The 24,581-nt window shown below is 45.7% G+C and carries 22 protein-coding genes; 3 read left to right on the top strand and 19 right to left on the bottom strand.

Annotated elements, in window-relative coordinates; all coding sequences use genetic code 11:
• Nucleotides 1-81 precede the first annotated feature (81 nt).
• From BQ9856_RS01970 to argC, 9 genes are all read right to left on the bottom strand, one after another.
• A complete protein-coding gene (locus BQ9856_RS01970) occupies nucleotides 82-1,251 on the bottom strand; it encodes a M20 metallopeptidase family protein (protein WP_077609480.1) in 1,170 nt (389 codons plus the stop codon).
• Between the two features lie 139 nt (nucleotides 1,252-1,390).
• On the bottom strand, nucleotides 1,391-2,062 hold the full coding sequence (locus BQ9856_RS01975; RefSeq protein WP_077609481.1) for an AroM family protein: 672 nt from the start codon (nucleotides 2,060-2,062) through the stop codon (nucleotides 1,391-1,393).
• 145 nt (nucleotides 2,063-2,207) lie between these two features.
• A complete protein-coding gene (locus BQ9856_RS01980) occupies nucleotides 2,208-3,116 on the bottom strand; it encodes a helix-turn-helix domain-containing protein (RefSeq protein ID WP_077609482.1) in 909 nt (302 codons plus the stop codon).
• A gap of 147 nt (nucleotides 3,117-3,263) precedes the next feature.
• Nucleotides 3,264-4,463 carry an aspartate aminotransferase family protein gene (locus BQ9856_RS01985; RefSeq protein WP_077609997.1) on the bottom strand — a complete coding sequence of 400 codons (1,200 nt, stop codon included), beginning with the start codon at nucleotides 4,461-4,463 and terminating at the stop codon, nucleotides 3,264-3,266.
• Nucleotides 4,456-5,352, bottom strand: coding sequence for an acetylglutamate kinase (gene argB, locus BQ9856_RS01990; RefSeq protein ID WP_077609483.1), 897 nt, complete (start codon nucleotides 5,350-5,352; stop codon nucleotides 4,456-4,458). The genes BQ9856_RS01985 and argB overlap by 8 nt, the downstream gene beginning before the upstream one ends.
• A 27-nt stretch (nucleotides 5,353-5,379) precedes the next feature.
• Nucleotides 5,380-6,603, bottom strand: coding sequence for a bifunctional glutamate N-acetyltransferase/amino-acid acetyltransferase ArgJ (gene argJ, locus BQ9856_RS01995; RefSeq protein ID WP_077609484.1), 1,224 nt, complete (start codon nucleotides 6,601-6,603; stop codon nucleotides 5,380-5,382).
• A 1-nt stretch (nucleotide 6,604) separates the two neighbouring features.
• Nucleotides 6,605-6,997, bottom strand: coding sequence for an ACT domain-containing protein (locus BQ9856_RS02000; protein ID WP_077609485.1), 393 nt, complete (start codon nucleotides 6,995-6,997; stop codon nucleotides 6,605-6,607).
• Nucleotides 6,998-7,011: 14 nt separating this feature from the next.
• Nucleotides 7,012-7,458 carry a GNAT family N-acetyltransferase gene (locus BQ9856_RS02005; RefSeq protein ID WP_077609486.1) on the bottom strand — a complete coding sequence of 149 codons (447 nt, stop codon included), beginning with the start codon at nucleotides 7,456-7,458 and terminating at the stop codon, nucleotides 7,012-7,014.
• A 32-nt stretch (nucleotides 7,459-7,490) separates the two neighbouring features.
• The gene (argC, locus tag BQ9856_RS02010) at nucleotides 7,491-8,531 is read right to left on the bottom strand and encodes an N-acetyl-gamma-glutamyl-phosphate reductase (RefSeq protein WP_077609487.1); all 1,041 of its coding nucleotides are present in this window, start codon (nucleotides 8,529-8,531) and stop codon (nucleotides 7,491-7,493) included.
• Between the two features lie 275 nt (nucleotides 8,532-8,806).
• Here argC and BQ9856_RS02015 point away from each other — a divergent pair, with 275 nt between their 5' ends.
• Nucleotides 8,807-10,024: an argininosuccinate synthase gene (locus BQ9856_RS02015; RefSeq protein ID WP_077609488.1), complete on the top strand. Its 1,218-nt coding sequence runs from the start codon at nucleotides 8,807-8,809 to the stop codon at nucleotides 10,022-10,024.
• Between the two features lie 74 nt (nucleotides 10,025-10,098).
• Here BQ9856_RS02015 and BQ9856_RS02020 read toward each other — a convergent pair whose 3' ends face one another.
• The 4 genes from BQ9856_RS02020 to BQ9856_RS02035 all read right to left on the bottom strand — a co-directional run bounded on the left by BQ9856_RS02020 (nucleotide 10,099) and on the right by BQ9856_RS02035 (nucleotide 15,389).
• Nucleotides 10,099-12,084, bottom strand: a complete 1,986-nt coding sequence (locus BQ9856_RS02020) for a glycoside hydrolase family 127 protein (protein ID WP_235839122.1) — start codon at nucleotides 12,082-12,084, stop codon at nucleotides 10,099-10,101.
• 63 nt (nucleotides 12,085-12,147) lie between these two features.
• Entirely contained in the window at nucleotides 12,148-13,068 is a 921-nt protein-coding gene (locus BQ9856_RS02025) for a carbohydrate ABC transporter permease (protein WP_077609489.1), read from the bottom strand.
• Nucleotides 13,069-13,081: 13 nt separating this feature from the next.
• Nucleotides 13,082-13,504, bottom strand: a complete 423-nt coding sequence (locus BQ9856_RS02030) for an ABC transporter permease subunit (protein WP_328587225.1) — start codon at nucleotides 13,502-13,504, stop codon at nucleotides 13,082-13,084.
• Between the two features lie 235 nt (nucleotides 13,505-13,739).
• Nucleotides 13,740-15,389 (bottom strand): extracellular solute-binding protein, encoded by a 1,650-nt coding sequence (locus BQ9856_RS02035; protein WP_077609490.1) that lies wholly within the window; start codon nucleotides 15,387-15,389, stop codon nucleotides 13,740-13,742.
• Nucleotides 15,390-15,698: 309 nt separating this feature from the next.
• Here BQ9856_RS02035 and BQ9856_RS02040 point away from each other — a divergent pair, with 309 nt between their 5' ends.
• On the top strand, nucleotides 15,699-16,598 hold the full coding sequence (locus BQ9856_RS02040) for a helix-turn-helix transcriptional regulator (RefSeq protein ID WP_200801236.1): 900 nt from the start codon (nucleotides 15,699-15,701) through the stop codon (nucleotides 16,596-16,598).
• Nucleotides 16,599-16,734: 136 nt separating this feature from the next.
• Here the strand turns inward: BQ9856_RS02040 and BQ9856_RS02045 are convergent, their stop codons facing one another.
• The 5 genes from BQ9856_RS02045 to nifS form a co-directional block, all read right to left on the bottom strand.
• Nucleotides 16,735-17,631 carry a patatin-like phospholipase family protein gene (locus tag BQ9856_RS02045; RefSeq protein ID WP_077609491.1) on the bottom strand — a complete coding sequence of 299 codons (897 nt, stop codon included), beginning with the start codon at nucleotides 17,629-17,631 and terminating at the stop codon, nucleotides 16,735-16,737.
• A 174-nt stretch (nucleotides 17,632-17,805) separates the two neighbouring features.
• A complete protein-coding gene (locus BQ9856_RS02050) occupies nucleotides 17,806-18,939 on the bottom strand; it encodes an N-acetylmuramoyl-L-alanine amidase (RefSeq protein WP_077609492.1) in 1,134 nt (377 codons plus the stop codon).
• A complete protein-coding gene (gene mnmA, locus BQ9856_RS02055) occupies nucleotides 18,936-20,015 on the bottom strand; it encodes a tRNA 2-thiouridine(34) synthase MnmA (RefSeq protein ID WP_077610000.1) in 1,080 nt (359 codons plus the stop codon). Before mnmA ends, BQ9856_RS02050 begins: the two co-directional genes overlap by 4 nt.
• Before the next feature lie 204 nt (nucleotides 20,016-20,219).
• Nucleotides 20,220-20,657 carry a Fe-S cluster assembly scaffold protein NifU gene (gene nifU, locus BQ9856_RS02060; protein WP_077609493.1) on the bottom strand — a complete coding sequence of 146 codons (438 nt, stop codon included), beginning with the start codon at nucleotides 20,655-20,657 and terminating at the stop codon, nucleotides 20,220-20,222.
• A 67-nt stretch (nucleotides 20,658-20,724) separates the two neighbouring features.
• Nucleotides 20,725-21,909: a cysteine desulfurase NifS gene (gene nifS / locus BQ9856_RS02065; protein WP_077609494.1), complete on the bottom strand. Its 1,185-nt coding sequence runs from the start codon at nucleotides 21,907-21,909 to the stop codon at nucleotides 20,725-20,727.
• 168 nt (nucleotides 21,910-22,077) lie between these two features.
• Between nifS and BQ9856_RS02070 the strand changes: the two genes are divergently transcribed.
• The gene (locus BQ9856_RS02070; protein WP_077609495.1) at nucleotides 22,078-23,637 is read left to right on the top strand and encodes a polysaccharide biosynthesis protein; all 1,560 of its coding nucleotides are present in this window, start codon (nucleotides 22,078-22,080) and stop codon (nucleotides 23,635-23,637) included.
• Nucleotides 23,638-23,706: 69 nt separating this feature from the next.
• Here the strand turns inward: BQ9856_RS02070 and yeiL are convergent, their stop codons facing one another.
• Nucleotides 23,707-24,372, bottom strand: coding sequence for a transcriptional regulator YeiL (yeiL, locus tag BQ9856_RS02075; protein ID WP_077609496.1), 666 nt, complete (start codon nucleotides 24,370-24,372; stop codon nucleotides 23,707-23,709).
• Nucleotides 24,373-24,581: the final 209 nt, after the last annotated feature.

The raw sequence follows: 24,581 nt of genomic DNA on the forward strand, positions 1-24,581 counted from the left end.
TAAAACGACAGCTAAAGAAAGCATAGTCGCCTTTAACTATCGTCATATCCAAACTATATCAAATTTGTATGAAGCCATTCTTTATGCGTGATCCTTGAGCCATTCCATGGCCGTATTGGCATAAATTGCTGCCATTTTATGCAGGCTTTCCTCATGAAACGTAACTCTGGGGTCATGAACGCCGTAAGGATATCCTTCTTCTTCCGAACCGGTTCCGACCCAGTAAAGAACCGATGGCACAAGCTGTGAGATAACGGAAAAATCCTCTGAGCCGGTCATGCGGGGCAATTCATAACAAGTACCAGGTCCGAGAAGACCGTCAATATAACCGGTGGAGGCGGTGAGCAGATCCCCGTTATTTTCCATGGGCGGAACGCCCTCATGAAGAAATTCCACTTCTGCTTCTCCCCGGAATGCGGAGGCAGTCTGACTTGCAATCTGAATCAGACGTTCTTTTGCAAAGCTTCTGACCTTTGTATTCATGGTACGGATGGTTCCCTTTAACACTGCCGTTTCCGGAAAAATGTTAGACGCTGTTCCTGCACTAATCTGGCAGATGCTTACTACCAGCATTTCGTCGGGATGTACTTCCCGGCTGTTTAATGTCTGCAGGGCCAGATGGATATGAACTGCTATGTTAATGGGATCGATGCAGTCATGGGGTGCGGCACCGTGACCGCCTTTTCCCTTTACCGTAATGGTGAATATATCGCTGGAAGCACATGCCGTATCCCGGGAAAAGCCCACGGTTCCTGAGGTTTTATGTACCACATGGAGAGCCATTGCCGAATCCACGGAAGGATTCTCAAGAACTCCTGCCCTCACCATATCCAGGGCGCCGCCCACTCCTTCTTCACACGGCTGGAACATAAATTTCACCGTTCCTTCTAATTCGGCTTCCCTTTCTTTTAAAATGCGGGCTGCCAACAGGAGGGCACCGGTATGGATATCATGCCCGCAGGCATGCATAAAACCGTTTTCCGATGCAAAATCCAGTCCGGTTTCCTCTCTCATGGGAAGGGCATCCATATCAGCTCTCAGCAAAAATGTTTTTCCGGGTTTTCCTGCTAATGCCGTGATACCTGCAATTCCGCACCGGGCTGGCTCATATCCAAAGGATATCAGCTCTTTTTTCACAAGCTCCACTGTCTTTGGAAGTTCAAAACCGATTTCCGGATTCTTATGGATCTGGCGTCTGATCTCAATTCCATAAGACTCCAGCTCTCTTGCCCTGGATAATACATCACTCATAGCCGCGATCCTCCAAATTCATATTTATAAATATATGGTGAATATTTTAGCAAGAGTGATTTTCTTTGTAAATAACTATTTGCACATTTAATTTTACACAATTTAAGCATAATGCACATGGTTAAATCTGGATTGTGGATTATAGATCCGTTAATTCAGAAACCATACGGGCCAGCAAGGTCCTCGGAAGGATCACCGGCTTATTGGTCTCCCTTGCGAACAGCCTTTTCATTTCCTGGCTGTAACCGATGCAGTCTAAGACGATCAAATCTCCCTCTTCATCCTTAATAAGTCTGGCTGTTTCTTCCAGCTCCTCCCACGCTCCATAAGGGGAACCGGCGAAAACCCTGACCTCTTTCACGATTTCGGACCACTTTTTCCTGCTCTGTTCCAACTGCAAGGGAGACGGGGTCACCGCAATAATCGAGGAATCCGCTGTAAAAAGAGGAACGTTCCTGTCAAGAATTTCACATGGATAAATCAGGGGAACCGATGCCTTCAGCGTATCCGGGAACTTTCCCGTACAAAACATCATAATAAGGGCTGCCCCCTCCTCTTCCAGCTCATGGATCGCATTCTGAAGTCTTGGAATGATATGGCGTTCCGCAAAGGTAACGGAAGAGCCGTCATTCATTCTGGACACCAGCACATAATCCCCTTCCTCCGGTTTGAATTTCTCAATCTCCTCTGCTGTCAGGCCATCTAATCCTCCTTTCTCCAGTAATTCCGCCTTTCCATTAAAAATACTCATGATATCCGCCGTAACATCTGTCCTGGGACTCTGCCCGACCGTAATGGCACCTATCTTCATCTTTTGATCTCCCTTCGCTTATGTGTTCTATACAATTCAATGAATGAATATACAGACTTGTTGATTTTTCTAGATTTTATCAGTGTCTCTCAGATATGTCAACATGGCAATGAAAATACAAGCGTTAAAAAGTCATTTACCATATTTATAAAAATTTTATAGAAAGCTCATCAAGCTCGGAACGAAGCCTGAAATCCGTGCATTTTGCGGCAATGGGCGAAAACAGCCTCAGGGTTTCCTCTGCCCGCCTTTTCCACGTGGACGGATTTACAAATTCGATGGTACGCATATTGTGAAGCCGGTCGGACAGTGCCACCAGCGCTCCTCTGTCATCCTCACAGGAAAAAGAATGTTCAAAATCCCGGTATGCGGAAAGCACCTCCCAAATCCCCGGCCCCATCTCTTTCAAAGCCTCCCTCAGATGTTCACATTCCGGAATATCGTGGAGAAGCCCTGTGCAGACAGTACCCTCGTCAGCCCCCATATCTGCCAGTATAACAGCCACATTTAAGGAGTGGGTAATATACTCCTCCCCGGATTTTCTTTTCTTCCCTTCATGAAAAACGGCCGCCAGTTCATAGATCTCTTTTAACCGTTCCCGGTCACATTCCACTCCATTTTCTTTTAAAGTAAGGCACAGTATCTGCCATAATTCTTCGGGTGTTTTATACAGTTCCGTTGTTTTTAAATACAGTTCCATGGTTTGCCTGTCTCCTTTCACGGAAGCATCGCGGACATAGAACGCTCTCAAAAGGACCGGAGAATAGCCGAACTGAGCGCCGAAGGATTTGGTAAAGCCACTGTGAGTCTCCCAGCCGTAGTCCAGAGCCGCATCAAGAATCCGCCGTCCCCGGCAGATTTCCTTTGCGGCTGCCATAAGGCGCCTCTGTTTTACAAACTCCATAGGGGAAACCCCCAGCTTTTCCTTAAAGCATCGGGAAAAATACCCCGGAGAATACCCTGCCCGGGCGGAAAGCTGTTTTACGGTCAGCGTTTCCTGTAAATGTTCCTCAATATAAGCGGCGCTCATGGCAATCCGGTCATTCTGTTCCATTCCTTCTGCCTCCTTTTTCATTTTCCACGTGGTAATCCCATTATAACTGAAAAACCGGGACCTGGCTGTTCCAAAAATGCCTTTTTCCAGATAATAAAAAACGGAGTTTCCAAAACCGTTTTTCCGAAATCTCCGTTTTTTGCTATTTCATTCCTTTTGATGGTCCAGTACTGCTTCCAGTTTTCCGATCATCTCATCCACATGTTCTTTTTCAATGATCAGAGGCGGAACAAAACGAATGACATTCGTACCTGCACTGATCAGGATCATCTTCTGCTCCAGCAGCGCTTCCTTTACAATCGGAGCCACAGCCACAGAGAATTCCAGCCCCTGGATCAGTCCCAGCCCTCTGCGCTCGGCCACGGCCGCATACCGATCCACCAGGCCATCAAGTTTTTTCGTAAGATACTCCCCGATCTCCTTTACATGCTCCACAATCTTCCGCTCTTCAAACAGCTCCAGCACCTTAAGGGCAGCCGCTGTCACAAAGGGATTACCGCCGTAAGTGGTCCCATGATCACCCGGAACCATGGCAGTGGAAGCCTTTCCGGCTGCCAGAAAAGCTCCCACAGGCAAGCCGTTTCCCAAGGCCTTTGCCACAGTCATCACATCCGGCTTTACGCCGTATTTCTGCCAGGCGAACATGTTACCGGTCCGTCCCATTCCGCACTGGATCTCATCGAGAATCAGCAGCATATCATGATCGTCACAAAGCTTTCTTACTCCCTTTAAGAATTCCTCATCTGCCGGATAAATGCCGCCTTCTCCCTGAACAGTTTCCATGATTATGGCACAGGTCTTTTCATTTACAAGTTTCTTTACGCTGTCCAGATCATTAAAACCGGCAAACCGGATGCCCGGAACCAGCGGCTTAAACGGTTCCTGGTAATGATCATTTCCCGTTACGGAAAGAGCTCCTAAGCTCCTGCCGTGAAAGGAGTGGTTCATGGCGATTATCTCGTGGTCATGACCGCCGTCCCGATTGTAAGCGTACCTTCTGGCTATCTTTATGGCGCCTTCAATGGCTTCTGTTCCGCTGTTGGTAAAGAATACTTTATCCATCTGCGATACCTTTAAAATTTTCTCTCCCGCTTCCACAGCCGGCACATTGTAGAACAGATTTGAGGTATGGAGGAGCTTATCCACCTGTGCTTTTAAAGCCTCATTGAATTCCGGGTCGTTGTAGCCCAGTCCCATCACCGCGATTCCTGCTCCAAAATCCAGATATTCCTGTCCATCCGTATCGTAAAGGCGCACCCCGTCCCCGTGATCAAAAACCACGGGAAAACGGTTATAGATTTTATAAATCTCTGATTCTGCTTTATCAATGTATTCCTGTTTACTCAGCATGATAATACCGCTCCTCTCCCGGACTCACAATGGCCGTTCCGATTCCTTTATTGGTGAATATCTCCAAAAGGAGACAATGGGGGATTCTTCCATCCATGATATGTACCCTGGATACCCCCTGATTCATGGCATCAATGCAGTTCTGCAGCTTCGGAAGCATACCTCCGCCTAGGGTACCGCTGCTTACAAATTCCTGTGCTTCCTCAATGGACATCTCCGAGATCAGGGATTCCTTATCCTGAAAATCCCGGTATACGCCCTCAACATCCGTCAAAAAAGCCAGCTTCTCCGCCTGCATGGCCGTGGCAATGGCGCATGCCGCATCATCTGCATTGATATTATAAGTCTTAAAATCCTCATCAAAGCCAACCGGACAGATAATCGGAAGAAAATCTTTCTCAAGCAGGTCATATATGATCTGCGGATCTACCTCCGTAATATCTCCGACGAAGCCGATATCCTCTCCGTTTGAATAGCGTTTCCGGCATTTTAACATCATACCGTCTTTCCCGCTGATCCCTACGGCCTTTACGCCAAGCTCATTGACCAACTGGACCAGACTCTTATTTACCCGGTTTAACACCATCTCGGCGATCTCCATGGTGGGTTCATCGGTCACCCGGAGGCCACCTACGAATTGGGGCTCCATGCCTGACTTTTCCACCCACTTACTGATTTCTTTTCCGCCCCCATGGACAATGATGGGCTTGAAACCGACCAGCTTTAAAAGCACCACATCCTGAATGACATGCTTTTTTAACGCTTCATCCACCATGGCACTGCCGCCGTATTTTACCACAATGATCTTGCGGTTGAACCGCTGAATATAAGGAAGGGCTTCAATCAGTACCTCCGCTTTTTCCATAATGCTGTGATCCAGTTCCATATGTTTTCTCCTTCCTTATTTTCTCACTCAAGAGCGGTAATCCGCATTGATCTTTACATAATCAAAGGTTAAGTCACAGCCCCAGGCAGTCGCAGAGGCTTCTCCCATTTTGATATCCGCGGTGGCGGTAACTTCCGGCTCTGACAGGATCCTGGTGGCTTCTTCTTCGCTGTAGGTCAGTGCAACGCCGTTTTCAATAATTTTAAGCTTACCGGCCGCACTTTCAAAATACAGGTCCACTTTTTCCGGATCAAACATGGCTCCGGAATAACCCATGGCACACAGGATCCGGCCCCAATTGGCGTCATGGCCGAAAATGGCCGCCTTGGTCAGATTGGAGGTGATCACGGATTTGGAAAGGGTCACGGCCTGTTCCTTGGTTTCCGCTCCGATGATCTTCACTTCAAATAATGCGGTGCAGCCTTCCCCATCACCGGCCATTTTCTTTGCAAGCGTTTCATTTATGAAATGAAGTGCCTTTAAAAAGGCGTAATAATCATCGTTCTTTTCCGTGATCTCCGGATTCCCGGCCATTCCGTTTGCAAGAAGGAGTACGGTATCATTGGTGGAGGTGTCCCCATCTACGGAAATCATATTGTAGGTATCCTTAACGTTTTCGCTTAAGGCTTCTTGTAAAAGCTCTTTGGATATGGCCGCATCCGTGGTAACAAAGCTTAACATGGTACACATATTTGGATGGATCATGCCGGAGCCCTTGCACATGCCTCCCATAGTAATGGTCCTGCCGCCAGCCTCAAACCGGACTGCCACTTCCTTTTTCACGGTATCGGTGGTCATGATCGCCATGGCTGCCTCTGTTCCCTTCTCCCGGCTGTCACCGAGAGCGGGCGCCAGGGCTTTTACTCCTGCTGTGATCCGGTCCATGGGAAGCTGCCTGCCGATCACTCCGGTAGAAGCGACCAGAACCGAATGAACCGGGATAGAAAGGCACTTTGCAGCTGCTTCTGCTGTTTCTTTGCAGTAACGAAGCCCTTCTTCTCCGGTGCATGCATTGGCGATCCCCGCATTGACAACCACTGCCTGGGCATAAGGGGCATTTGTCACGATGTCCTTATCCCATTTCACCGGGGCGGCCCTCACGATGTTTGTGGTAAAGGTACCTGCTGCCTTACACGGTTTTTCGCTGTAAATCATGGCCATGTCTTTTCTGTCTTTGTATTTAATCCCGGCTGCTGTGGATGCAGCCTTAAATCCATTTGCCGCTGTTACTCCGCCGCTTATCTGTTCCATATCACGCTTCCTCCCCTGCACCAATGATCGTATATCCGGCCGCTTCCAGCTGCCTTAAGGCCTTTTCGTAATTCTCTTTTTTCACAAGAATGTAATCCGTATTAAATGTGGATACTGCGAATATTCCGATTCCATGATCCGCCAGTATTGTTGATATTTTCGATAAGATTCCGATCAGGGAAAAATCCAGGACTCCTTCGATCCGGAATGCTGAAAACCCGTCTTCCCGCTCTTCGGCATTTTCCGGTACGGCTGATGTTTCGCATACCAGTGACAGTTCCTCATCGGTCTTTCCCAGAAACCAGAATCCGGACTTCCCATCAAGACTTATAAGATCAGCCGGTCCGGACAGTCTGCATACGGAAAAATCCGCGGATATCCGTTTTAGATTCATTTCGTTCCTCCCATTTATTCAATAAACTTTGTGATATTGTCCTCATTTAAACTGAAATCGTAATAATTTAAGTCTTTCTGGAAGGTCCAACCCAGTCTGTGCCAGAATTTATTTCCCACGGCATTGGACTGAAAGGCGATCAGGCTTACCTTATTAATTCCTTCTTTTCTGAGCCTTTCCATGGCTTCCAGCGCCATCTTATGGCCCACTCCCCGGTTCCGGTATTCCCCGGCCACGCAGACATGGTACATGCAGCCCCGCCGCCCGTCATGGCCGCAGAGGATGGATCCGATGATTTTTCCCTTCTCTTCCGCCACCACGCTGGTGGCAGGATTTCTTTTTATAAATTTTTCCACACCTTCCCTGGAATCGTCTATGGTGCGGATTCCAAATCCTTTTATCCCTGACCAGAGCTCATAAACCTGGTCATAATCCTCCAATGTCATGGTACGAATGATCATAATATTTTCCTTTATCCAAACATTTGTAAATGTTACGGGAACATGGGAATCAGCTTAATTCCCCTGTTCTCCGGCAGTCCAAACAGGATATTCATATTTTGCACGGCCTGCCCTGCTGCACCTTTTACCAGATTATCCATAGCCCCCATCATTACCACCCGGTTGGTCCTTGGATCGATCTTGAAATTCACATCCACGAAATTGCTGCCTTCCACCCACTTGGTCTGTGGAACCACATCCTTTTCCAGAACCCGGACGAAATACTCGTTTTCATAATATTTATCATACACTGCCTTTACTTCCTCATAGGAAGCCGGTCTGGTAAGCGTCCCATAGGCGGTTATGAGGATTCCCCGGTTCATAGGCACCAGATGAGGGGTAAAGCTTATGGTGACCGTTTTCCCTGCCGCATAGGATAACTGTTCCTCGATCTCCGGCGTATGTCTGTGAACGCCTACGCCGTAAGCCTTGATGTTTTCATTGACCTCACAATAAAGGTTATCCACCTTTGCTCCTCTTCCTGCGCCTGAGGTCCCGGACTTGGCATCAATGATGATGGTACCCGGATCAATGAGGCCTTCCTTTACCAGCGGATAAATGGATAAGGTGGAACAGGTGGGATAACAGCCCGGGTTGGCGACCAGTCTTGCCTTCCCGATCTCTTCCCGGTTGATCTCCGGAAGCCCGTAAACTGCTTCCTTTATATATTGGGGTGTCTTGTGTTCTATTTTATACCATTCTTCATAGACAGCTGCATCCTTGATCCGGTAATCGGCACTTAAGTCAATGACTTTTGTCTTTGCTAAAATATCATCACTCATAAGGGAAGAAAGGAAGCCCTGGGGAGTTGCCGTAAAAATCACATCCACCTTTTCTGCCATGGCCTTCATATTATCATCCATGCAGGAATCATCCACAATCTGAAACATGTTCTGATAAATAGAAGCATATTTTTGATCCACATAACTTTTGGAGCCGTACCATGTGATCTCCACATCATCTCTCTGGAGCAAAAGCCTTGCCAGTTCCCCTCCTGCATATCCGGTAGATCCCATTATTCCTGCCTTAATCATAATCATTTCTCCTTATATTCATGCATGATTCATTTTTTATTTCTGCCATATTCCGGTATTTGATTTTATGCTTTGATTATACAGGCTTATCCGGCAAAAAGAAAGGTCTCCTGTACACTCTGGTTACTGATAGTTCATAATTATACATCCAAAATGCATATTATGCAAGTTTTTTTTATACTTTTTCATTTTACCCTTGCATTATACACTATTTTGGTGTATATTTATGAAAGTTCTTCAAAAAAAATTCATTGATAGTCGAGGAGGATCCATAAATGAAAGAGAAAGTCATATTAGCTTATTCCGGCGGGCTGGACACCACTGCCATTATCCCGTGGTTAAAGGAAAATTTTGATTATGAGGTTATCTGCTGCTGCATCGACTGCGGCCAGGGAAATGAATTAGACGGTTTGGAAGAGAGAGCCAAATTATCCGGCGCTTCCAAATTATATATTGAAGATCTGGTCGATGATTTCTGTGACAACTACATCATACCATGCGTACAGGCAAATGCCGTTTATGAGAACAAATATTTATTAGGTACATCCATGGCCCGTCCGGCCATTGCAAAAAGACTGGTTGAGATCGCAAGAAAAGAAGGCGCTACCGCCATCTGCCACGGGGCTACCGGAAAGGGAAATGACCAGATCCGTTTTGAGCTGGGCATCAAGGCTCTGGCTCCTGATTTAAAGATCATCGCTCCATGGCGTATGACTGACGTATGGACCATGCAGTCCCGGGAAGACGAGATCGAATACTGTAAGCAGCACGGGATCGACCTTCCCTTCTCCGCTGACAGCAGCTACAGCCGTGACCGGAACTTATGGCACATCAGCCATGAAGGCCTGGAGCTGGAAGATCCGGCTAATGAGCCAAACTTTGATCACCTGCTGGTATTAGGCGTTTCCCCTGAGAAAGCGCCCGACAAAGGCGAGTACGTGACCATGACCTTTGAAAAGGGTATTCCGGTCAGCGTAAACGGAGAAAAAATGAAGGTTTCCGATATCATTGTGAAATTAAACGAGCTGGGCGGCAAGCATGGCATCGGTATCGTGGATATCGTGGAGAACCGCGTCGTCGGCATGAAATCCCGGGGCGTTTATGAGACTCCCGGCGGAACCATTCTTTTAGAGGCCCACCAGCAGTTAGAAGAACTCGTCTTAGACCGTGCCGCCATGGAAGTGAAAAAGGATATGGGCAACAAGTTCGCTCAGATCGTATACGAAGGAAAATGGTTCACCCCGCTGCGCGAAGCGGTCCAGGCTTTTGTGGAATCCACCCAGAAATACGTGACCGGCGAAGTGAAGTTCAAGCTTTACAAGGGCAACATCATTAAGGCCGGGACTACCTCTCCGTATTCCTTATACAGTGAGTCCCTGGCTTCCTTTACAACAGGTGATTTATATGACCATCACGATGCGGACGGATTTATCACGCTGTTCGGCCTTCCATTAAAGGTTCGTGCTATGAAGATGCAGGAAGTGAATAAGTAAAATCAGGAAACAAAAAGGAAAGAGGCTGCTGTACTGTGGCAGCAGCCGTATCCTTTCTATAGCTGCATTCTTCTTTAAACCTTAATCCACACTTCCATTTCACCAGCCCCCCTGTTCCCCCACAGGCAATAGGGAACTGCTTTTATACTGATCTTTTCTTTCTTTCCTGTATAAGGACTGTATAAAGCTTCTTTTGATCCCCCGCCATCATTTCTTCGATATCCGGTTGTATGTATCGTGACAGCCCCGGACAGGAAATCGTCTTCATATATTTCTTTCAGTTCTGAATCTGCATCCAAAGTTATATCAAATATGTTACTGCCATTGTCTGCTTCTTCAATACAATAAACAACCGGCCCCCTTTGAATCGCAGCTTTCCCAAGGTCAGCCCTGACACTGGTATTGGCCTGCATGAGCATAGCCGTCATTTCAAGCTTTAAGGATATTTCAGAACCGTTGCGGAATTCCCGGTCCAATATCACATACCCGTCTGATAAAACAGCCTCTGCATCTTCTCCGTCGATTTTTAAAAACATCTTAGAACACCACCCGGGAATGCGTACAGCCAGCTTAAAGGAGGCCGCCTGGTCCATCTTTAATTGAAGCCTGATATCCCCCTCCCAGGGGTAATCAGTATCCAGTTTTACCTGAATCAAAGTGCCGGATACCTCAAATTCAGCCTCACTGCTTATAAACTGGTGTACAAAAACCGTATCCTCATTATAGGTATAGATATATCTGCCTAAAGACGTAATCAGCCTTGCCAGGTTCGGCGGACAGCAGGCACAGCCGAACCACTTTTGGCGGACCGCCCTGACATGGTTCCTGACCGGATTCTTTTCGCTGGCTTCCGGCCATACCTCCAGTGGATTTACATAGAAGTAATGTTTTCCATCTTTGGACATGGAAGCGATTATGATATTATAAAAAGCCCGTTCAATAACGTCCCCGTATCCATTTCTGTAATCGGTCTCCAGCATACTCTGGGCAAAATTAATGAGACCAACGGAAGCACACGTTTCAGAATATGCCGTATCATTGGGGAGATCATAAGGAAAGGTAAAGGCTTCCCCAACGGATGTGGAACCGATTCCGCCTGTTATATACATCTGTCTGTTCACAATATCTGCTCCTAAGATCCTGCAGGCTTCGTACAGCTTTTCATCCCCGCATTCTTTCGCAACCTCCGACATGCCGTTTAACATGTATACCATTCGGACCGCATGGCCAATGGCCTCCTTCTGCTCTCTTACGGGCCTGTGTGTCTGCATATAGGTACGCCTGTTTTCCGGGCTTTCCGTTTCCTTCATCGTCCAATAGGAAATTTTATTCCGCTTTTCCCACTCTTTTACAAAATAATACGGCTCCGTTCCCCTTACATCCAGAAAGTATTTGCTTAAATTCAAGTATTTTTCATTCTTTGTGGCTTTATATAACCGGACCAGCGCCAGTTCAATTTCCTGGTGTCCGTCATAGCCGTGAAGCTTATCCGGCCCGGGACCAAATACCTCATCAATGTAATCGGCAAATTTACAAACAATATCCAGCAGCTTACGTTTTCCGGTTGCCTGCGCATAAGCAACTCCGGCTTCTATAAAATGCCCTGCCGTATAAAGTTCATGGCATTCCTCCAGATTGGACCATCTTTTATATTTCTGTTCTATTGTAAAGTAAGTATTTAAATAACCGTCCTCCTGCTGTGCCAGCCCGATTAAATCAATCGCCTCATCCGCCAGCTTTTCCAACCTCTCATCCGGTGCGGTCTGAAGACTGTATGCCACTGCCTCCAGCCATTTCGCCAAATCTGTGTCCTGAAAAAAATATCCGTAAAACTTTCCTTCCTCCAGGCCGGCTGCGATTCTGAAATTTTTAATGGCATGACTTGGTTCCACATCCTGCACACGGTCATTTAATATCTCCCACTGATAAGGAATAACAACCTCTTTGACCAGACTAATGCGTGGGTTCCAGAAATGATCATTTATTTTCACTTTTCTTAATGAAACCGGATAGGATGCATTCCTGTTATTCATTTTTTTATTATTTTTAATATCAATCATTTTCACACGATTCTGCCGCAGATCAATCGATGCTTAAGCAGTCCTTTCTTTAAATTTAAATGATCATCCTTTGATAGCTCCGATCATAACGCCCTTTTCAAAATATTTCTGTATGAAAGGGTAAACGCAAAGGATCGGAACGGTTGAAACAATGATAACCGCATATTTTACCTGGTCTGCCGAACTTTGGGCATAACCCCCCATGACTCCTCCGTTTCCGCTGGCAAAAGCCTCATTCAGCAAAAGAATTCGTCTAAGTACGATCTGCAGCGGATCATAATCACTTTTATTATTAAATATCAGCGCATTGAAATAATCATTCCAATGAAATACAGCATAGTATAAAATCAATACCGCTATTACCGCTTTTGACAGGGAAATTACCACATTTATAAAATATTTAAAATGGCTGCAGCCATCTAAGACCGCTGCTTCATATAAGTCATTTGGAATGGAATTTTCAATGAAAGTCCTGGCAATGATTAAATTATATGTATTTACTAATACCATGATAATCAGTATGATTCTGCTGCCAATGAGATGAAGCGCATTGACGGTCATATAAAGAGGAACCAAACCACCGTTAAAAAACATGGTAAATACAAAGTAAAACATAATTTTATTTCTTATTTTAAATTCCTTCCTTGATAAAGCGTATGCTGCCAGCATCGTTACGGCAATGTTTAAGGCAGTTCCTATAAGGACATAGATGACCGTATTCAGATATCCCTTCCATATTCTTGCATCTTCCATGATCTGTTCATAACCGTAAAAACGAATATCCTTCGGATACCAGGTTACTGCGCCCAAATTGACCAGATCGGAATTGCTGACGGAAGCAATGATAACAAACCAGAGCGGATATGCGATAATCATTACAATGAATATACTAAACAGCACGATGATAACAGAAAACATCCGATCCGTCCTGTTTTTGCTGTGTATGTGATTCGATTTTCTGACTGTTTGATTTTCCTTCCCCATAATAATCTCCTCCTTACATCAACCCCGTTCCGGTAACACGTTTTGCAAGCTGGTTGGTAATCATTAAAAATATAAAATTGATCAGGGTATTGAAGAGTCCAACCGCCGCTCCGAAACTGAACTGGGACGATTTGATCCCGACAGAATATACATACGTTGAGATTACCTGGGAGGCTCCAAGATTTAAGCTGTTCTGCATCAGATAGATTTTATCGAATCCCACATTAAGAATATTTCCCATATTCATGATCAGAAGAATGATGACCGTAGGCAGGATTGCTGGGAAATCTATGTATAACATGGTTTGAAAACGGTTGGCGCCGTCTATCCGGCAGGCATCATAAAGCGATGTGTCAACAGAAGACAGGGCCGCGATGAAGATAATGCTGTTCCAGCCCATACTCTGCCAGATGCCGGATAAGACATACAATGGCACAAATGCTGAAGCCCGACGAACCTGCCGCCTGTAATACCTGCCGAAAAGTTATATTCACGGAAAGCGAGCTGTATCCCGTACATGGGAACATAGCAGAACACAAAAATATAAATAACAGCAGGCAGAAGCATAACCCATAACTGCCAGGTCTGCCTTATATATCTCAATCCCCCGTAATCTGTTTTGATAGAAGTCTCTGACCGTCCCTGTCTCATAGGGTATTTCCCCCTCTTTCTCATTTACTTAAATAAGCATCAAAAGCCGCCTGACGGATTTTTAAAACGTCCGTTAACCCGGCCGCATGAACACGTTCAACATAAGAATCCCAGTCCGCATCAATGTCAGATTCACCGGTCAGCCACAGGGACCAGTAATTATCAATAATATTATTTATATTTGCCTGCGCCACTGCCATGGTATTTAAATCATCCGGTGTATATTTCATGAACATCTGGGGATAAGTATCTGATTGATCCGCTTTTGCCAGGAAGTCATGATATACGTCCCTTTCTTTTAATGCATTGGTCATGTCCTGTGCCATCTCAATCTGTATATCTCTGCGGATATACATGGGTCCGTTATCTGCAAAGGTATTGGTCCACTTCCATGTACCGGCATCTGTATCAGGATCTGACGGCGGCAGTATTTTATAACTGTCTTCTCCTGTTTTTTCAATACAGCCGTCGCTTATCCCGCCGAATAAAGATTCCACACCGGCAGTTTTATCGTAAAATGCATCGATAAATTTCATGGCCGCATCTTTGTTTTTACATTTTGCACTCATACATACTCTGTTGGAAGAAATATTAAGGCCGGTATAGTCATTTCTCCAGCGGGTATCATAAGTTTTTGCATCACAGCCGATATCATAAGCCAAAGGAGCCAGGGGCTCGTATTGGGTATAAAGGGAAGCTCCGAATTTATCTGTCTCTTCCCATCCGAATACAACGCCTACTAACGCATCTTTCTGTTCATTGCCGCGGGAAAGAGATTGATAAGCGGAATAATCATTGGTAATCGCATTGGGGTTTATAAGACCTTCCGAATAAAGGTCTGCCAAATACTTCATGAACAATTTATAACGGTCATCTACCGCATAACTTTTCACAACTCCGTCTTCTGCAAAATAAGAATCCAACCCCCAGTCTGTCAGCTGGATCCCCAGCCCGCCTAACAGATTTGTCAGAGAGTAGGCACTGTTGAACCATGCATTATTTCCCCCATAGGCATTATAATCAAGAGGGATCTCGTCTGCTTTGCCGTTCCCATTGGGATCTTCGTTTTTAAATGCTTCCAATACGGTTTTTAATTCAGAAAACGTAGTTGGTTTCCTGAGTCCAAGCTTACTAAGCCATTCTTTATTAATGAACATGACCGTATTGGTTGAAGGCCATTTCCCCTGAAACTTCGGAATGCCGAAAATCTGCCCGTCCATTGCCGCAGCCAGTACTTTTGTATCCGGCTCCTCTTGAAACATGGACTGTATGTTTGGCGCATCTGCTTCAATTAAATCCGTCAGATCCTGGAATAAACCATGATAGGTTGCATAATCGGAATCAACCGTGGCATTAAATAATAAATCCGGAATGCTGCCGGATGCAAATCTGGTTGATTTTACCGTTTCCCAATCCGTATAAATCTGCTCCCATTCCACCGTTACATTGCACTGTTCCTCCAATTCCTGAACCCATTTCATATCATCAATGCTTTTTGTAAGAGGATGAGAAATATAGAGTGCCGTAAGTTTTGTCTTACCGGATGCTGTCCCGCTGCCTGCCGGACCGTCTGTACCGGAATTCATAAGATTACCGGTTTTTCTGCATCCTGAAAGGCTTCCGGCAATCATAAGAAATGCCAGGAATAATGCTGCAGATCTTCTTTTCATGATTACTGCCTCCTCATAAGGATCTTTTCTTAGAATGTTGTTTTGAACAATATAAAATGATTTTTCCATAAAGTAAATATATTTTCCCTATAAAATGTGTCAAAATGTTATATAATGACATTCTCAGCTTATAACTAGTTCCTTTTTTACACAGAATCCAACTTTTACGTCATATTGTCTGTCATTCTTTACTTATAAACCGTTTAATTGTATAATATGTATAGGTATATCTCAACAAAAGCAAAGGTATGCTCCCAAAACATATAACACATTTTCAAATGAATTTTTCAATAGTGGAAAAAAATAAGAATGGAAAAGGAATCTATGTATACTTTTGAATTGAAGATTGAACACCCATTGGAATATGTTTTGACAGGAAAATTCGAGGCCCCTTCTCCCAATTGGGTGCATGAAGATTTTCCCCTGATTGATTACGAATTGTTTATCATCACAGAAGGCACGCTTTATATATCCTATCATGGAGTCGATTATACCGTAAAAAGCGGTGAATTTCTCCTTCTACCTCCTCTTCCTCCTCCCGGAAACAGGCGAAGGGGATTCCGTCCCTCCTTCTGCTCCTTTTACTGGCTTCATTTCGCCTGCAGCCATGAAGTTAAGGTAACGGAAATACCAGAAACTCAATCCGACGGCTCCCCCTTAGCCCTTCATGAACAATCACTCTTTATTCCAAAGCAGGCGGCTCTTCCTAATTCAGAAAAGGTCCTGGTTCTAATGAGGCAGTTACAGGATGCCGTCAAGACGAATTACAGCAGAGTTATACGAAACTACATGTCAACCGTAATATTATGCGAACTGCACAGCCAGATTCATGATACCAGTCAATTGAATTTCCGCAATAAAAAAAGCCAGAAACAAATATACCATGATATTATTGACTTCGTAACGCAGAATGCCGCAAATAATTTAAAAGTGACGGATGTTGCCCATCACTTTGGATATAATGAAAAATACCTTTCCCATCTGTTTCGTACCATAGCCGGAATCCCCTTAAAACAGTTTATACTGAAGGGAAAAATGGATTTAGCTAATTTTATGCTGACTGATACCAATCATTCGATCGGAGAGATTGCCGCCTCCATCGGTTTTAGCGACAGCCATCATTTTGCCAAAGCCTATAAGAAAATCAACGGTCTGACCCCTACAGAGTACCGGAATGCATTTTCAAAACGGTTGTTGTATCATAAATAGGCAGTAAAAAAAGAACGTACACAGAATACATAAAAACAATTCTCCGGGTACGTTCTTCTTTTTTACGATTCTGCCAGCTCCATAAGCGTCTTTCCGGCGATCCGGTAAACGGTCCAGTCCTTCATTGGTTCGGCAACTACAGGCATTCCATTTTTTCCAATACCCGTCTGATGCGCGGCATCATTTTTTTCGTATAGACATAACCATCTTCCATACACCGTTCCATGCATTCAAAAGTCAAAAGCCCTGACCCGTTGGGCAGCGGCGGCTTTAACAGAAGAATTTCACCGCTGGAACGGCAATCTTTAAGCTCCCGGCTCATAATGGAAAAAGAATGGAATGCTGTTTCAATAATGGAATGATCATGAGGCATTTCATATTCTTCCCCAATGTCCACTGCCAGGACCCGGGGTTCTCCTGCAGCAATCAAAAGGTCCACCGGAAGATTGTTTGTCACACCGCCATCTACCAGCAGATAGCCATTCATTTCCCTGGGCCGGAATACGGCAGGGACTGAGGAGCTGGCCATCATAATATCACACAGAAGCCCGGTCCGCTCCCATTTCACATGCTCCTGCCTTAAGGCGGAAAGCGGGATCTCATCCCGAAACAGGTTGGTAAAGGCTACCGTATCCCCGCTGTTAATATCCACCGCCGGAATCAGCAGCCCTTTGCATTCCCCCTGTATCTCCAGTCCGTCCGTCAGCCCGCACAGGAAACGCTGAAGCCGGTTTCCCTTTATGAGCCCCTTAAGAGCCGTTTCTCTCCCCAGCAGGATCTGCGGTAAAAACAGAATAATTCCTAAAATATCCGGATCGATATAGCTTCTGCCGTGTCTTGCAAGCCATCGCACCGCTTCCCGCATTTCTCCAACTTCCATGCCTGCTGCATAAAGCCCGGCTACAATGCTTCCTGCACTGGCTCCCGCTATCCGGTCCGGAAGAAGCCCTGCCTCCTCCAGTGCCGTCAATACCCCCACATGGGCCGCCCCTCTGGTACCACCGCCTGCTAACGCCAGTCCATAATCCGCCATGTTTCATTCTCCCTGCTTCTCAGCCGCATTTCAGGAAAATGTATGCCCTTTTTTCTGCATTTATGCCTGGCCTCTATTATGCAAAAAGAACAGGGTTCAAACCGTATCCGGTTCAAAACCACTGTTCTTTTTCCATCTTTTTATTTTTAACAGGAAAATCCCCTTCTGCAGTCCTTAATTTCCTCCTGCATAATAAGCATCGATCCCGTCGGCAATCCCTTTTGCTATCTTATCCCGGTATTCATCGGCTGCCATCTTTTTATCCTCTTCGGCATTGCTCATGAATCCCATCTCCACAATGGTCACCGGAATCTTACACCAGTTGATGCCGCTCATGGAATCGGTCTCCTGTACTCCCCGGTTCTTAAATCCGGTCTGGCTGCAAATTCCATTTACAACAGCTTTGGAAAGAGCAGAGCTTTTGCTGTATAAGCTTCCATTATAAGGGTTCTTAGCCGTCTGGCACATATTAAGCGCGCCATGGATGCTGCTGTCATTTAAGGAATTGGCATGAACCCGGACAAAAATATCCGCTCCGCTGTTGTTCGCCATCTCAGCACGTTCCGCATTGCTGATATTGACATCATTGGTCTCGCGGATCATATAGACCTGATAGCCTCTGTTGATGAGCTCCTGTTTTAACTTTAAGGAAACTGCCAGGGTGAGCTGATACTCCGGAATACCGGTTGCCGTTCCCTGAGTTCCGGACGCTACCTTTGCTTTTTTCTCGGAAGCCCCCGGTCCGATGGGTTCCTTTTCCGGATTGCCTTTTGCCTGATGGCCCGCATCAATGGCGATGATCCTGCCGGACCCGTTCCCTGAAACAGCAGGAACGGTACTCTTCGTCTCCTGAACCGGCTTGTCCTTTGATACGTACTGAGTGGAGATATAGCATTCCCGGTCCTGATAGATGACCCGACTCCAGGTGCCGCCGGATCCGGTCCGTTTTAAGGAAACGCCTTTCTCTAACCTGGCCAGAACTTCTCCGTCAGCAGAAGGGGATTTTCTTACATTCACCTGAGAGCCGGTCACATATACCGTCTCATCTGCCTTTTGAAAGGCAGGAGCCGTCGAATTTGTAACGGCAGCTTCATGGGAGCTTGTCTCAGCCGGTTTTGTACCCGCTGTCTCCCCGTTTGTTTCATCCTCAACGGACACAGGAGGTGTTTCCTCACCCTCTGCCTCATTTAAGCCGCCCTGAGCTTCCTCCAGAACAGGCACCTTTACGGTTTCATACTTCCTGCCGCAGCCTGTAAGGGCAAATGCACATATGAGGGCAGCAGCCAATAAAAGCCACAAATTTTTCAAAGAATGGTACCTCCCCCGACAACATAATCTCCCTGATAAAACACCACGGCCTGTCCCGGAGTAATGGCCCTCTGGGGTTCGTCAAACCTGCATTCCACCACGCCAGCTTCCACTTCCCTTATGGTACACATGGCGCCCTTGTGGCTGTAGCGGATCTTCGCCGATACCCGCATGTCCTCTCCATGGAGTCCGTCAACTGCCATCCAGTTTAAATGACTGGCACGCAGGGTGTCGGAATAAACGTCATCTCCTTTTCCGATCACCACTTCGTTGGTGTCAGGCCGGATCTCTACCACGAAAACCGGATGGCCCATGGACAGGTTCAGACCCTTTCTCTGGCCCACCGTGTAATGGGTGATCCCCTTGTGGCGTCCGATGATCTGACCATCCAGATCCACAAAGTTTCCTTCCGGTGCCTTTCCTCCCGCACTCTCTTCTATAAAGCCTGCATAGTCATTGTCCGGTATAAAGCATATCTCCTGGCTGTCCGGCTTATGGGCAACCTTTAAGTTGATCTTATCCGCAATTTCACGGATCTGGTCTTTTGAATAGGCTCCCACCGGCATCAGGGTATGGGATAACTGGCGCTGTGTCAGATTGTATAGGGCATAGGTCTGGTCCTTGGCTGCTGTCACGGATTTCTTAAGCGCATACCTTCCACCCGGCAGCCTGTCGATCTGGGCATAATGCCCGGTGGCAATGTAATCCGCTCCGATGTCCAGACTGCGTTTTAAAAGGGATTCCCACTTGACATAACGGTTGCAGGCAATACACGGATTGGGCGTGCGCCCTCTCTGGTATTCTTCCACAAAATAATCAATGACCTGAGACTTAAACTCTTCTTTAAAATTCATAACATAATAAGGAATTCCCAGGTCCCAGGCCACCCGCCTGGCATCGTCCACGGCACTTAAGCCGCAGCAGCCTCCGTTCTCTTCCTGGGTCTTGGTATCCTCATCCTGCCATATCTGCATGGTAACGCCGATGACGTCGTAACCCTGCTCCTTTAACAGCCATGCTGCCACGGATGAATCCACGCCTCCCGACATTCCCACAACTACTTTCGCTTTACTCATAGCTTCACGTTTCCACTTTCCAGCCCATGTTTTTTGGGCATAAAGGTATACCCACAGGGTGTTTCCACTTTCCAGCCCATGCTTTTTGGGCATAAAGGTATACCCACAGGGTGTTTCCACTTTCCAGCCCATGCTTTTTGGGCATAAAGGTATACCCACAGGGTGCTTCCATTTCCTCAGCCGGGTAAGCAAAAGCCCGGCATCTTAATATTCTTCTTCCACTTCTTCCTCGCCGATATCAGACTTTGGTTTCTTTAAGCCATCAATCTCGATCCCGTTCTTATTGGCATAATCCCATAAAGCGGCGTGGATTGCTTCTTCTGCCAGTAAGGAACAGTGTACCTTAACCGGCGGTAATCCGTCAAGCGCCTCACACACAGCCTGATTGGTGACTGCCATGGCCTCCTGAACGGATTTGCCTTTCACCATCTCGGTAGCCATGCTGCTGGTTGCCACTGCCGCTCCGCAGCCAAAGGTCTTAAATTTTACATCACGGATGATCTGTTCATCATCAATATCCAGATAAATTCTCATGATATCGCCGCATTTGGCGTTTCCCACAGTTCCCATACCGCTGGGATTATCTATTTCTCCTACGTTTCTGGGGTGCTCAAAATGATCCATTACTTTTTCTGTATACATAATCTATCTTCTCCATTTCCAGGTAATATATCCGAATCATGTCCGGCCGTCTTTTGGCGGTACCTTGTTATTTTCCCTGATGCCTGATAAAATCCTCATAGAGCGGTGACATGCTGCGAAGCTTTTCCACGATTTCTTTAATGGATTCCACTACATAATCCATCTCTTCCTTCGTGTTATCTTCATCTAATGTCAGACGCAGGGAGCCATGGGCAATCTCGTGAGGAAGGCCGATGGCAAGCAGTACATGGGATGGATCTAAGGAACCTGAAGTGCAGGCAGAACCGCTGGAACCGCAGATGCCCTTCATATCCAGCATGATGAGCAAAGACTCTCCTTCAATAAACTGGAAAGCAAAGTTCACGTTATTGGACAGCCTGCTTTTGCGGTGTCCGTTAATCCTGGTATAAGGAACCTCTGCCATGACGCGCTCCATCAGATAATTACGGAGCTCGGTTTCTTTTCTGATCCTCTCATCCATATTGGATTCCGCTAGTTCTACGGCCTTGCCAAAGCCTACAATTCCCGGTACATTCTCAGTACCTGCCCGGCGTTTTCTCTCCTGTCCGCCGCCATGAATGAAGGAACGGGATTTGATCCCGGACCGGATATAGAGAAAGCCAATGCCTTTCGGGCCGTTTATCTTATGGCCGCTGGCACTCAGCATATCGATGTGGTATTCATCCACATTGATGGGCACATGGCCAAAAGCCTGAACCGCATCCGTGTGGAAAATGATTCCATGTTCCTTTGCGATCTCACCAATTTCCTTTATCGGTTCAATGGTTCCGATCTCGTTATTGGCAAACATGATTGAAATAAGGATGGTATCAGGGCGGATGGCCTTTTTCAGTTCCTCCAGCTTTACAATCCCATTTTCATCTACATTTAAATAGGTCACCTCAAAGCCATGCTTCTCCAGATACTCACAGGTGTGAAGCACAGCGTGGTGCTCGATCTTACTGGTGATGATGTGTTTTCCCTTTTCCGCATAAGCTTCCGCAGTTGCAATCAGCGCCCAGTTATCGGACTCCGAACCGCCTGCAGTAAAATAAATCTCGTTAGGCTTGGCGCCCAGAGCATTCGCAATAGTCTCTCTGGCTCCTGCAATGGCCTTCTTTGAGATATTGGAAAACTCGTATACGGATGACGGATTTCCATAGAACTCCGTAAAATAAGGCAGCATAGCTTCCACGACCGCTGGCCGGGTTTTGGTAGTCGCTGCATTGTCAAGATAAATCAGTTGCTTCATATTGTTAGTTCCGCCTTTCTGTAGTCCTAAAGTTAAAAGCTTCATCTACAATTTCTATTATACACACATTTCCTAGAATTTCAATAGGAATGATTCTCATTATGAAAGTGTCATGAAGAAGAAACGCCTTCCATATATTTATAATAATTCTCTTTTCCAGGAGATTTCATGAATGATTCCCTGAAGATCCCCCAGAAACTTTCACCAAGAAAATATGCTTTACTGACCGGAACCCTCCTGTTGACCTCAGCCGGGCTCATCACCCGGGTGCTGGGATTTTTTTACCGAATCTTTCTCTCCCGGACCATTGGTGCCGAGGGGCTGGGAGTTTTTAATCTGGTCCACCCGGTATTCGGTATCTGCTTTGGCTTATGCGCCGGTTCCATCCAGACCGCCATATCCCGGTCCGTAGCCGCTAATGTGAGAAAAGGCCGCTCTATTTTCCGAACCGGCCTTATTATTTCCGTGGCTATTTCCTTAATTCTGGCATATGGCATCATCCAGTTTAAAGATTTCCTCGCCATTAATATCCTGATGGAACCCCGCTGTGCTTCCCTTCTTACTTTTATTGCGGTGTCCGTCCCCTGTTCGGCCATTCATGCCTGCATCAATGGATATTATTATGGTATGCAGCGCCCGCACGTTCCGGCATTCGCTCAGGTCATGGAACAGACGATCCGGATCGGAGCCGTATTCCTGATCGCAGATATCATGGTAGAATCCGGCATCACAATTACCGTGCAGCTCGCAGTCATGGGACACCTGATCGGAGAAATCGCTTCTTCTCTCTATACTATTGTGTCCTATCAGTTTTTTCCGCCAAAAATGCCTGCGGATTTTACAACGGTCTCCTCCACCTTCCGTGAAACTGCCCCCGGACTTATGCATCTGGCCCTGCCTCTTATGGGAAACCGCCTGGTCTTAAATATCCTCGCAAGCGCGGAAGCCATCTTAATTCCCAGCAGACTTCAGATGTCAGGGCTATCCGGCTCAGCAGCATTTTCCGTATACGGCGTTCTGACCGGAATGGCCCTGCCCTTTATTTTGTTTCCATCCACCATATTTAATTCTCTTGCTGTCCTTTTGCTGCCAACGGTGGCAGAAGCCCAGTCAGAGGGCAATGAAGGCCGGATCGGGGCTGCCATTTCCATGTCACTTCGTTACTGTCTGTACGTGGGGATCCTGTGCATCGGCATTTTCACCTTATTTGGCAATGACCTGGGTATCAGTGTGTTTAAGGATAAAACCGCCGGTTCTTATATGACCATTTTAGCCTGGCTGTGCCCATTTCTCTATCTGGTAACTACAATGGGGAGCATTTTAAACGGTCTTGGGCGCACCTCCGTCACATTTATTCAGAATGCAATTGCTTTGGGGATCCGTTTGTGCTTTGTTTTATTTGGCATTCCAAAATTCGGGATCCTTGCCTATCTGGTAGGAACGCTGGCCAGCGAACTGCTTCTGGCTATGATGCACGTGCTTACCCTTCGGAATAAGGTTGACTTTGTATGGAATGCATGGGATATGATCGTAAAGCCGGCCGCACTTATGATATTATCAATCGGCATTTATTTTGCAGTATTCTCTGCTGCCGATCCCTTTAAGGGGCTGCCCCTCTTTGTGAATACAGCAATACATATCGGAATTTTATGTTGCTTTTACCTGATCACGCTGCTGGCTGCCCACATCCTCAGGGGTGAAAAATCTAAAAAAAATGATTATAAATAAGGAAGGTTTTAATCCCATGCCTGGAAAAGACATCGGCTGTACAGCGGATGTCTTTTTCAGTATTGCACTTTACCGTTGATTACTGCCGTTGACTGCCATTGCCGCAAGTGATGAAAAATCTTTTATTATATATTCTTTTTTATCCGTATGCTGTAAAATATTTGCTTCGCAAAAAAGTGCAAACACGTGGAGCAAATGACGATAGCTGACACCCAGATATTCTGCAACTTCTGTGTGTTTTCTATTGTAGATTTCCCCATCAGCAGATAACAGGATAAACCTGGCTAATCGGTTTACCAAAGGATAATTCTGGTTAGTGGCATAATTAGAGGTGTTGCGTAAAGCTTTTTTGCATAAAAACAGGCATAGATAGTTTAGAAATTTAATATCATTTCTTAAAAGATGATCTGTTTCTCTTATGGGCAATAAAATACATATGCATTTATCTAATGCTATTATTCCGTTGGTGAATTTTTGCGCCCTCATAAATTCCATTTCCCCAAATAAGGTAGGGGATTTTAAGAAATCTATAATGGTAATTTTACCATTTTCATGGGTTAAAAAGAGCTTGGCATTTCCGTCGATGAGAAATATTAAATCAGATAAATCATCACCTTCTCTGCATATTAATTGATTTTTTTGATACTCTTTTACTTTAGCATATGGAGTAATATCAAAGGAAAAGATATTAGTGACATATGCAGGAATAATTACGTCGGAACCTTTTGTTTTCATAGATAAATCTCTTCTTTCATACTCCATTTTTGTTACTAATACTACTATAAAATTTAACAAAATTCCATATATATATGAGAAAACTCATATTACTAACACAAAGCAAATGATATAATTTTCTTATATAGACTAGTTTATTGAAAAAAGTTATGAAATACACAATCCATCTATTTGGAATAGTACTGCAGATTGTTTGTAAAAGCGTATTT

This window comes from Clostridium sp. Marseille-P2415, assembly GCF_900155545.1.
Classification (GTDB): Bacteria; Bacillota; Clostridia; order Lachnospirales; family Lachnospiraceae; genus Lacrimispora.

Excerpts from the sequence above, each read along its gene's own strand:
- BQ9856_RS02045 (WP_077609491.1), bottom strand. The coding sequence starts at position 17,631 with ATGGCGGATTATGGACTGGCGTTAGCAGGCGGTGGTACCAGAGGGGCG.
- argC (WP_077609487.1), bottom strand. The coding sequence starts at position 8,531 with ATGATTAAGGCAGGAATAATGGGATCTACCGGATATGCAGGAGGGGAA.
- BQ9856_RS02035 (WP_077609490.1), bottom strand. The coding sequence starts at position 15,389 with ATGAAAAGAAGATCTGCAGCATTATTCCTGGCATTTCTTATGATTGCC.
- BQ9856_RS01980 (WP_077609482.1), bottom strand. The coding sequence starts at position 3,116 with ATGGAACAGAATGACCGGATTGCCATGAGCGCCGCTTATATTGAGGAA.
- nifS (WP_077609494.1), bottom strand. The coding sequence starts at position 21,909 with ATGAAGCAACTGATTTATCTTGACAATGCAGCGACTACCAAAACCCGG.
- argJ (WP_077609484.1), bottom strand. The coding sequence starts at position 6,603 with ATGGAACAGATAAGCGGCGGAGTAACAGCGGCAAATGGATTTAAGGCT.
- BQ9856_RS01970 (WP_077609480.1), bottom strand. The coding sequence starts at position 1,251 with ATGAGTGATGTATTATCCAGGGCAAGAGAGCTGGAGTCTTATGGAATT.
- BQ9856_RS02040 (WP_200801236.1), top strand. The coding sequence starts at position 15,699 with ATGGAAAAGGAATCTATGTATACTTTTGAATTGAAGATTGAACACCCA.
- BQ9856_RS02070 (WP_077609495.1), top strand. The coding sequence starts at position 22,078 with ATGAATGATTCCCTGAAGATCCCCCAGAAACTTTCACCAAGAAAATAT.
- BQ9856_RS02000 (WP_077609485.1), bottom strand. The coding sequence starts at position 6,997 with ATGAATCTAAAACGGATATCCGCGGATTTTTCCGTATGCAGACTGTCC.
- BQ9856_RS01975 (WP_077609481.1), bottom strand. The coding sequence starts at position 2,062 with ATGAAGATAGGTGCCATTACGGTCGGGCAGAGTCCCAGGACAGATGTT.
- mnmA (WP_077610000.1), bottom strand. The coding sequence starts at position 20,015 with ATGAGTAAAGCGAAAGTAGTTGTGGGAATGTCGGGAGGCGTGGATTCA.
- argB (WP_077609483.1), bottom strand. The coding sequence starts at position 5,352 with ATGGAACTGGATCACAGCATTATGGAAAAAGCGGAGGTACTGATTGAA.
- nifU (WP_077609493.1), bottom strand. The coding sequence starts at position 20,657 with ATGTATACAGAAAAAGTAATGGATCATTTTGAGCACCCCAGAAACGTA.
- BQ9856_RS02025 (WP_077609489.1), bottom strand. The coding sequence starts at position 13,068 with ATGGGGAAGGAAAATCAAACAGTCAGAAAATCGAATCACATACACAGC.
- BQ9856_RS02005 (WP_077609486.1), bottom strand. The coding sequence starts at position 7,458 with ATGATCATTCGTACCATGACATTGGAGGATTATGACCAGGTTTATGAG.
- BQ9856_RS02015 (WP_077609488.1), top strand. The coding sequence starts at position 8,807 with ATGAAAGAGAAAGTCATATTAGCTTATTCCGGCGGGCTGGACACCACT.
- yeiL (WP_077609496.1), bottom strand. The coding sequence starts at position 24,372 with ATGAAAACAAAAGGTTCCGACGTAATTATTCCTGCATATGTCACTAAT.
- BQ9856_RS02020 (WP_235839122.1), bottom strand. The coding sequence starts at position 12,084 with ATGATTGATATTAAAAATAATAAAAAAATGAATAACAGGAATGCATCC.